Source organism: Sphingomonas sp. BE123, from assembly GCF_031456015.1.
GTDB lineage: Bacteria > Pseudomonadota > Alphaproteobacteria > Sphingomonadales > Sphingomonadaceae > Sphingomonas.
Map to the genome: position 1 here is coordinate 1,306,774 of NZ_JAVDTW010000001.1, position 13,009 is coordinate 1,319,782.

A 13,009-nucleotide genomic window follows, 5' to 3' on the forward strand; every position below is an offset into this window, starting at 1 on the left:
GCCCGTCCATGCGCGGACGCGCGCCGCGACACAAGCGCCGAGCCGGGTCCGCGACCGCACAGATTCGCGTCTGCGGGCGCCCGGCCCGCCGCCAACGCCCTATAACAGGGACAAGGGCGCCATTTACCAACCCGGTGCCGATCGTTTCAGGAGACCCGGTTTGTCCTTTGCTAATACCAAAGGCGGCCCGTCGGCCGCCAGCTTACGCGCGCGATTCGATCGCCTTCCCGTTGCCGGCAAGCTGGTTGCGCTGTGCGCAGCGGCGATCAGCGTGCTGCTCGCCATCGGCTTTACCATCGTCACGCTACAGGCCTCGGCCGTGGTCGGGCGCGGATCGAGCGATACGGCGGAGGCAACCGCCGAGCGCTATGCCAGCGACATCGCGACCGATGTGAACGGGATCGTCGGCGCGTCGCACGCGATGGCGCGCTCGCTCTCGGCCGATCTGACCGCCAACAGCTTTTCCGCCGAGCGGACGATGGTGCAGCTGCGCGGCTTTCTCGACGCCGCGCCGACCGTGCTTGGCGCCTGGTCGATCCTCGAGCCGGAATATAACCGGCCCGATCTGGCCGGGAACACGATGTACAATGTCGGAGGCGGCTTTGCCCCCTATCTGACCCGCGACAAGAGCGGCGCGGTGACTGCGCAGAACGCCAGCCCGCCCGAGGATTGGCAGAAAGACTATTATGCCGAAGGGCTGAAGCGCGCCGCCGGCCGGCTCAGCATCCCTTATAGCTATCCCGTCGATGGCAAGGATGTGCTGATGTTCAGCATCACCTTCCCGCTGCGGCGCGGCGATCAGGTGGTCGGGGTGTCGGGCTTTGACATCAGCCTCGACGATTTGTCAGCCGACCTGATGAAGCAAAAGCCGCTTGGGTCGGGCCGCGTCCGGCTGATCGCGCAAGATGGCAAGTGGATCGCGCACGAAAATCCTGAGATGCGCATGAAGCCGTATGACGAGGATCAGAAGGAACTGATCGACACCGTCATCAAGGCCGGAACGCCGCAGCGCTTCACCCATGTTGCCGCCGACGGCACGGGCTGGGCGCGGTTCGTGGTGCCGGTAGCAGTCGACGGGATCGCCGACCGCTGGGCAGTCGTGGTCGACATCCCGCAGGCAGCGATCACCGCGCCGGCCAATGCATTGACCTGGCTGCTCGTCGTCATCGCGATCGTGCTGGTCGCCGGGGCCCTTGGCGCCTTGTGGCTGGCGTCGAAGCGCGTGGTCGGCCTGCCGCTGGGCCGGCTGTCCGACACGGTCGACCGGCTTGCGGCGGGCGAGGACCTGCCCGTCGGCGAAACCGACCGCGCCGACGAGATCGGGACGCTGGCGCGCGCCGCCGATGTCTTCCGCCTTGCCGCCGCCGAGCGCGAGCGCGAACAGGCGCGCAACGCCGCCGAACAGGCCGAGGTCACCGCCGCGATCGGCACCGGCCTGGCTGCACTGCGCGACGGGCGGCTTGCCACGCGCATCGATGCCGCCTTCCCGCCCGCCTATGAACAGCTCAAGGCCGATTTCAACGCCACCGCCGCGACGTTGCGCGACCTGATCGCCGCCGTGGTCGAACGCGCGCAGCGGATCGACACCGGATCGAACGAGATCGCCCGCGCCGCCGAAGACCTGGCCAGCCGCAGCGAAAGCAGCGCCGCCAGCCTTGAGCAGACATCGGCCGCGCTTGCCCAGATCACCGACCGGCTGCGCACCAGCGCCGCATCGGCGGACGAGACGCTGCACTGCGCCCAGCGCGCCAATGCCAGCGTCACCGGCGGCCGCGACGTGGCATCGGGCGCGGTCGAAGCCATGCACCGCGTGTCCGAATGCGCGCGCGGCATCGACGACGTGATCGAAGGGCTCGACAAGATCGCGTTCCAGACCCGCGTCCTTGCCATGAACGCGGCGGTCGAAGCCGGCCGTGCGGGCGAGGCAGGGCGCGGCTTCGCGGTCGTCGCCGACCTCGTCTCCGCACTCGCCGCCCGCGCCGAGGAAGAGGCAAAGCGCGCGCGCGACCAGCTGACCGTGACCCAGACCGAAGTCGCCAGCGCCGTCGGCGCGGTGGGCCAGGTCGACAATGCCCTGGTCGGGATCAGCGACATCTTCACCCAGGTCGACCGCCTCGTCGCGGCGATGGTGGAGGACAACAAGGTCCAGGCGACCTCCATCTCCGAGATCGCGGTCGCGGTGAACGGGATGGACCGCACGACGCAGCAGAATGCGGCAATGGTCGAACAGACCTCGGCCGCTGCCCAGCAGCTGCGCACCGAAGCCACCGATCTTGCCGGCCGCGCGAGCGCGTTCGACATCGGCGGCGGGTCCGCGCGGCGCCCGGCATTCGCCGCCGCGGCCTGACCGGCCGACCATCGACACGCGCCCGGTGCGGCCCTGCGCCGCACCGGGCGTCGTCGTTCAACCGGCCCGGGCGGCGATTGCGCCGGGCAGCACGCGCTGCGCCGAGCGAGGCCCGATCAGGCCTTGCCGACCACGCTTTCGGGCAGATCCTTGCCGAACACGCGCTGATAATATTCCGCGACCAGCGCGCGCTCTGCCTCGTCGCACTTGTTGAGGAAGCTCAGGCGGAAGGCGAAGCCGACATCCTTGAAGATGTCCGCATTCTGTGCCCAGGTGATCACCGTGCGCGGGCTCATCACGGTCGAGATGTCGCCGTTGATGAAGCCGCGGCGGGTCAGCTCGGCGACGCGCACCATATTCTCGACCAGTTCCTTGCCGCCCGGCTTGTCATAGTCGCCGCTCTTGGCGAGCACGATCTGCGCCTCGGTCGCGGCGGGGAGGTAGTTGAGCGTGACGACGATGTTCCAGCGGTCCATCTGGCCCTGGTTGATCTGCTGCGTCCCGTGATACAGCCCGCTGGTGTCACCAAGGCCGACGGTGTTGGCGGTGGCGAACAGGCGGAACCACGGGTTCGGGCGGATCACGCGGTTCTGATCGAGCAGGGTCAGCTTGCCCTCGGTCTCCAGCACGCGCTGGATCACGAACATCACGTCGGGGCGCCCCGCATCATATTCGTCGAACACCAGCGCGGTCGGCGTCTGCAGCGCCCAAGGCAGCAGGCCTTCGCGGAATTCGGTGACCTGCACCCCGTCCTTCAGCACGATCGCGTCGCGGCCGATCAGGTCGATGCGGCTGATATGCGCGTCGAGGTTGATGCGGATGCACGGCCAGTTGAGGCGCGCGGCGACCTGTTCGATGTGCGACGACTTGCCGGTGCCGTGATAGCCCTGGACCATCACGCGGCGGTTATGGGCAAAACCGGCGAGGATCGCGAGCGTCGTGTCGGGGTCGAACACATAGGCGGGGTCGAGATCGGGGACGCGTTCGTCGGCGACGCTGAACGCCGGAACCTCCATGTCGATATCGATACCGAACAGCTCGCGGACGCTGACGGTCTTGTCGGGTGCGTCCAGGATCGTCGTCTCGCGGCTGTCGGGCTGAGTGTTCGGGATGCTGGTCATTGGGTTTCCGGACTCGGGGACAGGTATTGCGCGGTGCGGTATCGGCTCGCGCCCCGCTCCGCAAGCGCGGGAGCAGGCCGGTGCCACAATCCGCCCGCGCCAGCCACCCGGCCCAAAGGTCAGCACCGGCGCCGGACGGCTAGGCCGCGCTCCATTTGGGCGGCAGCGGGAAGCGGGTGACAAACGCCTGTGCCAGCGCGCGGTCGCCCTCGATCCGCAGCACCCCGGCTGCCTCCAGCTCGGCCAGCGCGCCGCCATAGACGGCCCCGGCGATCGCGGTCGGCGGGCCGTTGAAGATCACGTCCGCACCCGTCGGATCGCCGCGCTTCAGATCGATCCCGTCGCGATTGTAGCGCCCGACAAAGGCATCGTCGCCCATGCGGAACCCGACGACGCAATCGAGATCGCCGGCAAGGCCGGGATTGTGCATCGTCCGCAGCGACAACATCGCCGACGCCGCCGACAGGGGCAGCGTCGGATCATGGTCGGGCGACCGCACCGCCCAGGCGCCGAGCAGCTGGATCGGCTTTTCCGCCTCATAGCCCCAGGGGGTCAGCGCATAGACCTGCGCATTTGCGGGCGGGGGCAGTTTTTCGCGCGTGAGGATGCCGGACGCCTCAAGCCCTTCGAGCCGCTGGGTCAGGATGTTGGCCGACAGGCCGGGCAGCGCCGCCCTGATCTCGCTGAACCGGCGCGGGCCGAACATCAGTTCGCGCACGATCATCAGCGACCAGCGCTCTCCGACCAGCTCCAGCGCCATCGCCGTACCGCACGCGTCGTCATACCAGCGCCGCCGTTCCGTTTTCACGCTGTCGCCCGCCGCCAAGGCATCTTAGTCACTTTTTCTAACTTCATGGTTGCTTTTAATAACCTGTATCGACATGCTTCTCAAGACCGCGACTCGGCACCCGGGCTTCACCCGGCGCCGCGCGCCGATCGAGGGAGAGCTGCCATGACCTATGTCGAAGGATTCCTGACCCCCGTGCCCACCGCCAACAAGGCGGAGTATATCAAGCACGCGCATGGCGCGATCGACCTGTTCAAGAGCCTCGGCGCGACCCGCTTTGTCGAGGCATGGGGCGACGATGTGCCCGATGGCAAGGTCAACGACCTGAAGCAGGCGGTGGCGCTCAAGGACGACGAGACGCTGTTGTTCAGCTGGCTCGAATATCCCGACAAGGCGACGCGCGATGCCGCCAATGAAACGATGATGAGCGACCCCGGCGCGGCCGAGGCGATGAAGGACATGCCGTTCGATGGCAGTCGCATGATCTTTGCCGGGTTCGACGCGCTGGTCGACACCGGACCGGCCACCGCCGCGCCGGGCTATCTCGACGGCTATGTCCTGCCCGTGCCGACGACCAAGCGGGACGCCTATCATGACCTGGCGGCGCGGATGGCCCCGGTGTTCGAGGCGCATGGCGCGCTGCGCGTGGTCGAGGCGTGGGCCGACGACACCCCCGATGGCGCGGTCACGGACTATAACCGCGCGACGCACAAACAGGCCGACGAAAGCGTGGTCTATGCCTGGATCGAATGGCCCGACAAGGCGACGCGCGACGCCGCCTGGGCCGCGATCATGGCCGACGACAGCAACCGCGAACCCGAACCGCCATTCGACGGACAACGCATGATGTGGGGCGGATTCGCGCCGATCCTGGATACGGTGAAGGGGTGAGGCACGCCGTCCTTACCGTCACCCCGGCGAAAGCCGGGGTCTCGGGAGGTGTGCCCAAACCACGTGAGACCCCGGCTTTCGCCGGGGTGACGATCATCCGAAGTGGAGGATTCCCATGACCAACCCGCATGGCAGCTGGATCTGGTACGAGTTGATGACCCCCGACGCGCAGGCATCGCGGTCCTTTTACGAGGGCGTGATCGGCTGGCGCATCGACGCACAGTCGATGGCTCCGGGCGGGGCGGAATATCGCATCCTTCACGCGCCCGATGGCGATATCGGCGGCATGCTGAAGCTCGACGCCGCAATGCTGGCGGGCGGCGCGAAGGCCGGCTGGCTCGGCTATATCGGGGTCGAGGACGTCGATGCCAGCGTGGCGCAGCTCATGGCGGCGGGCGGGTCGGTGCATGTGCCGCCGACCGACATTCCCGGGGTCGGCCGCTTCGCGATGGTCGCCGACCCGCAGGGCGTCGTCTTTTACGTGATGCGCGGGTTCAGCGCCGAACGCAGCACCGCCTATGCCCGGTTTGGCGAGGGCCATGTCAGCTGGAACGAGCTGCAGACCAGTGACGCCGATGCTGGGTTCGTCTTTTACAGCAATGTGTTCGGCTGGGAGCGCGCAGGCGGCATGCCGATGCCGTGGGGCGAATACAGCTTCCTGCGCTGCAAGGATGCCGGCGACGCGATGGACAGCGTCTGGGGCGCGATGATGCCGCGCGAGAAACTCGAGCACCCGGTCGGCTGGACCTATTATTTCCGCGTCCCCGACATCGAAGCGGCGCATGCCACGGTGAAGGAGCTGGGCGGCACCCCGCAGAGCGACCCGATGGAGGTCCCCGGCGGCGACCGCGTGTTCCACGCGACGGATCCACAGGGCGCGCTGTTCGGACTGGTAGCGCCGAAATGAGCGCCCTCCCCGACCTCTACGCCCACCCGTCGGTCGCGCGCCCAGTCGATGCCGCGCGCCCCTTTCACCACCTCTCCCCGCTCGGCGCGCCCGAGCGCAGATAATCAGGAGCATCTCCATGCCACGACGCATTATCGGCGCTGCCTTTGTCAGCCTGGACGGCGTGATGCAGGCACCCGGCGGACCGGACGAAGACTGGACCGGCGGGTTCGATCAGGGTGGCTGGCTCGCGGCCTTGTTCGACGAGGGGATCGGCAATCAGGTCGATTCGGTGTTCAAGCCGCCGTTCGACCTGCTGCTCGGTCGCCGCACCTACGAGATTTTTGCGGCGCACTGGCCGTTCGCGCCGGAGGGCGACGAGATTGGCGACCTGTTCCGGTCGATCCGCAAATATGTGCTCACCAGCCGCGCTACCCCGCTGGCGTGGGCGGGCAGCGAACGGCTGGCGGACATCGATGCGCTCGCGGCGCTGCGCGATAGCGACGGGCCGAACCTTGTTATCCAGGGCAGTTCGACCCTTTATCCGCAATTGCTGGAACGCGGCCTGCTCGACCGGATCGTGACGATGACCGCGCCGATTGTGCTGGGAACGGGCAAGCGGATGTTCGGCGACGGCACACCGCCCCGGTCGCTCGAACTGGTCGAGCATCGTCTGACCCGCAACGGCATCGCGATGGCGACCTATGACGTGAACGGCGCGGTCGGGATCGCCGATTTCCAGTTTCCCGAGCCGAGCGAAGCGGAGATTGCGCGGCGCGCGCGGATCGCGGCAGGCGAAGGCTGGTAGGCTAGGCGAACGCAGGCGAGCCCTTGAGCTGCTGGTACGCCGCGATCACCTTTTGCAACGCGCCCTCGTGACTGCGGTCGCCGCCATTGCGGTCGGGGTGGTAGCGCCGCACCAGCTCCGAATAGCGGCGGCGCAGCGCGGTGCGATCGGCGTCCGGGTCGAGATCGAGCGCCTTCAATGCCTCGCGGTCCTTGCCCGACAGCGGCTTGCCGTCCTTGCGCTCGACCGGGCGGGCGGCGCGAAACCGCGCCCCGATCGCGTCGAGCGGGTCGGCAAAATCGGCCCAGCGCGGCGGGCGGTCGGCGCCGCCGGTGGCGTTGAACGCGCGCGATTCGGCTTCCCACCCGGCATAGGGCCGCTGCGCCGCGTGGATTTCCTCCGGGCTCATCCCGGCGAAGAAGTTGTAGCCCGAGTTGAACGCGCGGACATGGTCGAGGCACAGCCAGCGATAAGCGCCGGGCCCGTCCCCGCTGCGCTGCGCGGGGCCGGCGGGCGCGCGAAACTCGCCCGGTTCGGCGCAGCCCGGCTCCGCGCACAGTCGCCCCGGCGCCTCGACTCGGCCATGGAAACGGGCCTTGGGACGATCTTTGGGGGCTTCGCGAGACACTCTGACTCCGGGGAAAAACGCCCTATATAGGCGCGATGACCGACATCGCTACCGGCCCCGTCGCCGCCGAAATCACCGCCCGTCTCACCGCCGCGCTCAGCCCGTCGCGGCTCGACGTGATCAACGACAGCGCCAGGCATCGCGGCCATAGCGGCGACGATGGCAGCGGCGAATCGCACTTCACCGTGGTGATCGAGAGCGCGGCGTTTGCCGGCAAGTCGCGGCTCGACCGCCAGCGGCTGGTCAACCGCGCGCTCGGCGACCTGATGACCGAGCGGGTGCACGCCATGGCGATCAAGGCTAGCGCGCCGGGGGAGGCGTGAGCGCGCGGCGGCCGCGCCCGGCCGCCCGCATCCTGCTGACCGATCGCGCGGGCCGCGTGCTGCTGTTCCGCTTTACCCCCGACGACCGCCCACCCTTCTGGTGCACCCCCGGCGGCGCGCTCGACCCCGGTGAAAGCTATGCGCAGGCGGCCCGCCGCGAATTGCGCGAGGAAACCGGCCTCGACCTCGACTGCGGCCCCGAAGTGGCGCGCCGCGAGGTCGAGTTCATCACGATCGAGGGCGATCCGGTCAGCGCCGACGAACGCTATTTCGCCGTCGTCACCGAGGTTACCGAGATCGATTGCGGCGCGCACACCGCGCTCGAACGACGCGTGATGCGCGAATGGCGCTGGTTCACGCGCGACGAGCTTGCCGCGCATGACGAACCCTATTTCCCCGAAGACCTCGGCGCGATGCTGGCGCTGATGGAGGCACGATGACCCCCGACGACCTGTTCATCCACACCATTCATCCGACCAGCCACGATCTGGGCGGGTTCAAGGTGCACCGCACCCTGCCCTCGCGCCCGCGCACCATGGTCGGGCCGTTCATCTTTTTCGACCAGATGGGCCCGGCGCATCTGGAGGTCGGCACCGGCATCGATGTGCGCCCGCACCCGCATATCAACCTTGCCACCGTCACGTACCTCTTCGCCGGGGCGATCGATCATCGCGACAGCCTTGGCACCTTCGCCACGATCGAACCGGGGGCGGTCAACCTGATGACCGCGGGCAACGGCATCGTCCATTCGGAGCGCTCCCCCGCCACCGAACGCGCGGCCGGGCCGGAGCTGTCGGGCATCCAGACCTGGCTCGCCCTTCCTGAGCGGTTCGAGGAGATGGACCCGGCGTTCGAGCATGTCGCCAAGGCCGACCTGCCGGTGATCGACGGCGGCGGGGCGAAGGCGCGGATCATCATGGGGTCGCTGTGGGGCGCTACGGCGCCGACCACCACCTATGCCGGGACGATCTATGCCGACATCCTGCTCGATCCCCGCGCAAGCGTGCCGATCGATGCCGAAGCCGACGAGCGCGCCGTCTATCTCGCATTGGGGCAGGCCAGCCTCGACGGGGTCGAGCTTGAGCCGCAGACGCTGTACGTCCTGCGCCCCGGCGTCGCGGCGCGGCTCACGTCGCGCGATGGCGGGCGGGTCATGCTGTGCGGCGGCGAGGCGTTCGGCACGCCGCGCCATGTGTGGTGGAACTTCGTCTCGTCCGACCGCGACCGGATCAACCAGGCCAAGGCCGACTGGAAGGCCGGACTGTTCCCGACCGTGCCGGGCGATGACAAGGAATTCATCCCGATCCCGGAAGTGCCCAAGACGGTCAGCTACCCCTGAGGTCTTGCCAGCCCGGCCATGCCGCCATACCCTAGGTTCGAAAAATCGAGGGAGAGGGCAATGGCCGGGTTTGAACTTCAGCGGATCGCGCTGCCCACCGGGGTGGAGCTGGACGTCGCCATTGCCGGCGACCCCGCCGCGCCGGCGATCATCCTGCTCCACGGCTTTCCCGAATCGCACCGCACCTGGCGGCACCAGATCCCGGAACTGGCCAGGACCCATTTCGTGATCGCCCCCGACCAGCGCGGCTTTGCGCGCTCGTCCAAGCCGGAAGGGGTGGAGAATTACACGCCCGACAAGCCGGTCGCCGACCTGCTCGCGCTCGCCAGCCATTTCGGCAAGGACCGCTACGTGCTGGTCGGCCATGACTGGGGCGGCGCGATTGCGTGGATGGCGGCGCTCAACCACCCGGATCGCGTCGAAAAGCTGATCATCGTCAACGCGCCGCACCCGTTTCTTTTCCAGAAGTCGATGTTCGACGACATGGGGCAGCGCGCGGCGAGCCAGTATATCCGCGCGTTCCGCAACCCCGCGCTCGACGCTCAGATTGCCGCGATGGGGGTCGACCGCTTCTTCGACACGACCTTTGCCAAGCATACCGACCCGGACTTGGTCGCCCCCGAGCGCGCCGCCTATATCGACGAATGGAGCCAGCCGGGCGCGATGACCGCGATGCTCAACTGGTACCGCGCAAGTGCGATCATCGTCCCGGCGATGGACGAAACGCCGGAGCGCCCGGCCTTTCTCGACGCCCCCTTCCCGCCGCTGCGCATGCCGGTGCTGGTGATCTGGGGAACCCGCGACGTGGCGCTGCTGCCGGTCCAGCTCGACGGGCTCGACGCGCTGATCCCGGATCTCACGATCGTGAAGGTCGATGCCGGGCATTTCGTGCCATGGGAACAGCCGCAGCCGGTGACCGACGCGATTCGGAACTGGCTCAGGGCTTAGGCACCAGCGGGCGCCAGTCGCCCGTCAGGGGCGCGTCGCGTTCCGCCACGAACGGCGCGCCCGGCCCGTTCGCCGCGATCCGCGCCTCTTCGGCCAATGCCACGCGCAGCCGATCGCGCCACTGCGGGTGCGATGGCGACTGGAACATGCCCGACCGCGCCCTCGCCACCGGATGCTGACGAAACCGGCTGGCGAGATCCGCAGGATAGCCCGCGCGCGCCAACAGGTGCACCGCGAGCGTATCGGCCTGCAGCTCGGCCTGCCGGAAAAACCCCATGTTGCGGCCAAAGCCTGAGAGCATCCCGAACTCGGCGCCCACCGCCTTCAGCCGGTCGCGATGGCGCAGGATGTTGTGCGCCAGCTCGTGCGCCAGCACCGCGAGCACCAGTTCGTCGCCGAAGCGGTCGGTATAGCCGGTGCTGATCTGGACCATCTCGCCATTGGCGCTGGCCTCGAGCGCGGGGGTGAACAACAGCTCATACCGGGTGCGACAGGCCGGGATCGGGGTCACCGTGACGGTCAGCGGTGCACCATCGCGCAGCAGGTCGATCCGGATCGGCGCGGTGGGTGGGAGCGCCGCGACGCCTTGCCACAGCGCGACCAGCCCCACCGTCGACGGCGGACCGTCACTGGCCGGTGGCACCGCGACCGGCCCGAACGCCAGGACCGTGTCGTCGGCGCGGACCCCCGCCTGCTCGGCGGGACTTCCCGGCACCACGCCGGCCACCGCGGTCGCTCCGGCGAATCGGAAATGCGCACGTACCGCCGCGCGTGCCGCCAGCGGATATTGGTCGATCCGGTGCAGCTGGATGCCATGGCCGGGTTCGAGCCGGTCGCACAGCGCCGCATTGGCGGTGCTCAGGCGAAACCCCGCGCTGGCCAGCGCCAGGCCGGCGGCACGCACCGATTCGAGCTGCGCTGCGACGGCACTGTCGGACTCTGGCCGATTCGCCGCGAGTGACACCGCGCCGGCGCGGACGGATGATGGCAGCGCCGTCAGAATCAGTAGGAAAAGACAAAAGCGCCGGAACATGCGCCGTTTATGCGCAACCGGGCCGCGTGCGGGAAGCCGGAGCGGCGATTCGGGCGCTGCAGCGTTGCTGCAATGCCACAAATTGACCGAATATCACCGGATCGGCAGGCAACGAGTTGACGCAACTGCCATAAAAACTTAACCCTTCCACTGCAAAGGCCGTCATGAGCGGTGATCGGGACAGGGCTGATCGGAATGAAATTCATTTCGAAAGTCGGGAACCGGAAACCAATCTTGGCGTTCTAACCTCGACCGGGGTTGTGCTGAATGGGTGGTTTGCCTGTTGAGCTCCTTTCCCGGCTGTGGCATAGGGCAGCGCAACAACACTGCGTGAAGAGATAAGAGGGAGCAATTTATGCGGTTGGCGAAGTTGATGATGGCCGTTGCGGCCTGCTCGCTTGCAACGACCCCGGCGCTGGCCGCGCCTCAGGCGTCGGTTTCGAATGCAGCTGTGGCACCGGTTTCGACCCCGGCGGGTGAAGCGAACCTGCAGGACGGCGGTTTCCCGTTCCTGATCGTGTTCGTGGTCGTCGCAGTCGGTCTCGGCATCTACGCCGCGACGGCGAACTCGGACGACGAACCCACCAGCCCGTAAGCTGGTCGGCAAGACGAGTTTTGAAATGGCGGCCTTCGGGTCGCCATTTTTTTTGCCTGCAGCGCTTGCCCGATTCGCTCGGTCGCGAGGGCCGTTCGCGACAGCGTGGGAGCCAGCGCTTTCCTACAGGGACCGGCTGAGCGCATAGGCTGGTCGATGCGCCTGCGAATCGCCCCAATCCACACAGCGCGCATGCGCCGCGATCTCACGCCGTCGCATAGCGCAGCGATTCGTCGGCGCCCCCGTGACGCGACGACTCCGGCATTTTTGTCAGTTTCGTCCGGACGCAGCGCCAACAAGGCCGCAGCATCTGCCGCGAACCCCGTCAGCATCAGCCCGGCTCAGTGCCGAGCGGAACGTTCAGCGAATCAGGCCGCGCGCAAATTCCAGCACCGCCGGGCCGATATCCTCACGCTCCAGCGCCAGCGCCAGATTGGCCTGGGCATAGCCCGCTTTGTCGCCGCAATCGTAGCGGGTCCCCTGGAACGTCACGCCGTGGAACGGCTGGTCGCCGATCATCCGCGCCATCGCGTCGGTCAGCTGGATTTCGCCACCCGCGCCGGCTTCCTGAGTCTCCAGCACGCGCATCACTTCGGGCTGAAGGATGTAGCGGCCGATGACCGCCAGGTTCGACGGCGCCGTCCCGGGCTTGGGCTTTTCGACCAGGCCGTGCACCTGCGTCAGCGTGCCGTCGCGGGTGCCGGGGGTGATCACGCCATATTTGTCGGTCTGCGATTCGGGCACTTCCTGCGCGCAGATCAGGTTGCCGCCGACCTTGTTATACGCTTCGACCATCTGCTTGAGGCAGCCGGGCTGGCCGACCATGAAATCGTCGGCGAGCAGCACCGCAAACGGTTCGTCCCCGACAATGTCGCGCGCGCACCACACCGCATGGCCAAGGCCCATCGGCTCCTGCTGGCGGACATAGGCGATCGAACCGGGCTTGAGCCGGGTCGGCTCCAGGATTTCCAGCGACTTGCCGCGCGACGCCATCGTCGCTTCCAGCTCGTACGCGATGTCGAAATGGTCCTCGATCGCGCTCTTGCCGCGACCGGTGACGAAGATCATCTGCTCGATCCCCGCCTCGATCGCCTCATCCACCGCATATTGGATCAGCGGGCGGTCAACCACCGGCAGCATTTCCTTAGGCATCGCCTTGGTCGCGGGAAGGAAGCGCGTGCCCAGCCCGCCAACGGGGAACACGGCCTTGCGCAGCGTTTTGAAGCTCATGTTTCAAATCTCCTTCCGAGGCGAATAGCCGAAGTGGGCCATAGAACAAGGCCGGGCTTTGGGTTACGCGCAGCCCAGATTGCCAAGGGGACGG

14 protein-coding genes are annotated in these 13,009 nt (G+C 67.6%); 9 read left to right on the plus strand and 5 right to left on the minus strand.

Translation table 11 applies throughout. The features are described 5' to 3' along the window. Positions 1–160 precede the first annotated feature (160 nt). Positions 161–2,347, plus strand: coding sequence for a methyl-accepting chemotaxis protein (locus tag J2Y54_RS06540; protein ID WP_310037954.1), 2,187 nt, complete (start codon positions 161–163; stop codon positions 2,345–2,347). Between the two features lie 116 nt (positions 2,348–2,463). Here J2Y54_RS06540 and cobS read toward each other — a convergent pair whose 3' ends face one another. After that, positions 2,464–3,468, minus strand: coding sequence for a cobaltochelatase subunit CobS (cobS, locus tag J2Y54_RS06545; protein WP_310037956.1), 1,005 nt, complete (start codon positions 3,466–3,468; stop codon positions 2,464–2,466). 139 nt (positions 3,469–3,607) lie between these two features. Next, entirely contained in the window at positions 3,608–4,276 is a 669-nt protein-coding gene (locus tag J2Y54_RS06550; protein ID WP_310037958.1) for a helix-turn-helix domain-containing protein, read from the minus strand. A 144-nt stretch (positions 4,277–4,420) separates the two neighbouring features. Here J2Y54_RS06550 and J2Y54_RS06555 point away from each other — a divergent pair, with 144 nt between their 5' ends. The 3 genes from J2Y54_RS06555 to J2Y54_RS06565 all read left to right on the plus strand — a co-directional run bounded on the left by J2Y54_RS06555 (position 4,421) and on the right by J2Y54_RS06565 (position 6,840). Continuing rightward, positions 4,421–5,146 (plus strand): DUF1428 domain-containing protein, encoded by a 726-nt coding sequence (locus tag J2Y54_RS06555; protein ID WP_310037960.1) that lies wholly within the window; start codon positions 4,421–4,423, stop codon positions 5,144–5,146. Positions 5,147–5,261: 115 nt separating this feature from the next. Further along, complete coding sequence (locus tag J2Y54_RS06560; RefSeq protein WP_310037962.1) at positions 5,262–6,053, plus strand: VOC family protein; 792 nt, start codon at positions 5,262–5,264, stop codon at positions 6,051–6,053. A 118-nt stretch (positions 6,054–6,171) separates the two neighbouring features. Beyond that, positions 6,172–6,840: a dihydrofolate reductase family protein gene (locus tag J2Y54_RS06565; RefSeq protein ID WP_310037963.1), complete on the plus strand. Its 669-nt coding sequence runs from the start codon at positions 6,172–6,174 to the stop codon at positions 6,838–6,840. 1 nt (position 6,841) lies between these two features. On the opposite strand, the gene J2Y54_RS06570 is transcribed toward J2Y54_RS06565, so the two are convergent. After that, complete coding sequence (locus J2Y54_RS06570) at positions 6,842–7,447, minus strand: J domain-containing protein (RefSeq protein ID WP_310037965.1); 606 nt, start codon at positions 7,445–7,447, stop codon at positions 6,842–6,844. Positions 7,448–7,482: 35 nt separating this feature from the next. On the opposite strand from J2Y54_RS06570, the gene J2Y54_RS06575 reads away from it, so the two are divergent. From J2Y54_RS06575 to J2Y54_RS06590, 4 genes are read left to right on the plus strand one after another with little or no spacing between them, the layout of a single operon-like run. After that, positions 7,483–7,770, plus strand: a complete 288-nt coding sequence (locus J2Y54_RS06575; protein ID WP_310037966.1) for a BolA family protein — start codon at positions 7,483–7,485, stop codon at positions 7,768–7,770. Further along, positions 7,767–8,210 carry an NUDIX domain-containing protein gene (locus J2Y54_RS06580; protein WP_310037968.1) on the plus strand — a complete coding sequence of 148 codons (444 nt, stop codon included), beginning with the start codon at positions 7,767–7,769 and terminating at the stop codon, positions 8,208–8,210. The genes J2Y54_RS06575 and J2Y54_RS06580 overlap by 4 nt, the downstream gene beginning before the upstream one ends. Further along, positions 8,207–9,109 (plus strand): pirin family protein, encoded by a 903-nt coding sequence (locus tag J2Y54_RS06585; protein WP_310037969.1) that lies wholly within the window; start codon positions 8,207–8,209, stop codon positions 9,107–9,109. Before J2Y54_RS06580 ends, J2Y54_RS06585 begins: the two co-directional genes overlap by 4 nt. Positions 9,110–9,169: 60 nt before the next feature. Beyond that, positions 9,170–10,057, plus strand: coding sequence for an alpha/beta hydrolase (locus J2Y54_RS06590; RefSeq protein WP_310037971.1), 888 nt, complete (start codon positions 9,170–9,172; stop codon positions 10,055–10,057). Here J2Y54_RS06590 and J2Y54_RS06595 read toward each other — a convergent pair. Continuing rightward, a complete protein-coding gene (locus J2Y54_RS06595; RefSeq protein ID WP_310037972.1) occupies positions 10,047–11,021 on the minus strand; it encodes a peptidase M48 family protein in 975 nt (324 codons plus the stop codon). The genes J2Y54_RS06590 and J2Y54_RS06595 overlap by 11 nt on opposite strands. A gap of 424 nt (positions 11,022–11,445) precedes the next feature. On the opposite strand from J2Y54_RS06595, the gene J2Y54_RS06600 reads away from it, so the two are divergent. Continuing rightward, on the plus strand, positions 11,446–11,685 hold the full coding sequence (locus J2Y54_RS06600) for a hypothetical protein (protein ID WP_310037974.1): 240 nt from the start codon (positions 11,446–11,448) through the stop codon (positions 11,683–11,685). A gap of 360 nt (positions 11,686–12,045) precedes the next feature. On the opposite strand, the gene galU is transcribed toward J2Y54_RS06600, so the two are convergent. After that, on the minus strand, positions 12,046–12,915 hold the full coding sequence (gene galU / locus J2Y54_RS06605; RefSeq protein WP_310037976.1) for a UTP--glucose-1-phosphate uridylyltransferase GalU: 870 nt from the start codon (positions 12,913–12,915) through the stop codon (positions 12,046–12,048). Positions 12,916–13,009: the final 94 nt, after the last annotated feature.

Coding starts and splice junctions, on each gene's coding strand:
- J2Y54_RS06600 (WP_310037974.1), top strand. CDS start 11,446: ATGCGGTTGGCGAAGTTGATGATGGCCGTTGCGGCCTGCTCGCTTGCA.
- J2Y54_RS06560 (WP_310037962.1), top strand. CDS start 5,262: ATGACCAACCCGCATGGCAGCTGGATCTGGTACGAGTTGATGACCCCC.
- J2Y54_RS06555 (WP_310037960.1), top strand. CDS start 4,421: ATGACCTATGTCGAAGGATTCCTGACCCCCGTGCCCACCGCCAACAAG.
- J2Y54_RS06585 (WP_310037969.1), top strand. CDS start 8,207: ATGACCCCCGACGACCTGTTCATCCACACCATTCATCCGACCAGCCAC.
- J2Y54_RS06565 (WP_310037963.1), top strand. CDS start 6,172: ATGCCACGACGCATTATCGGCGCTGCCTTTGTCAGCCTGGACGGCGTG.
- galU (WP_310037976.1), bottom strand. CDS start 12,915: ATGAGCTTCAAAACGCTGCGCAAGGCCGTGTTCCCCGTTGGCGGGCTG.
- cobS (WP_310037956.1), bottom strand. CDS start 3,468: ATGACCAGCATCCCGAACACTCAGCCCGACAGCCGCGAGACGACGATC.
- J2Y54_RS06590 (WP_310037971.1), top strand. CDS start 9,170: ATGGCCGGGTTTGAACTTCAGCGGATCGCGCTGCCCACCGGGGTGGAG.
- J2Y54_RS06575 (WP_310037966.1), top strand. CDS start 7,483: ATGACCGACATCGCTACCGGCCCCGTCGCCGCCGAAATCACCGCCCGT.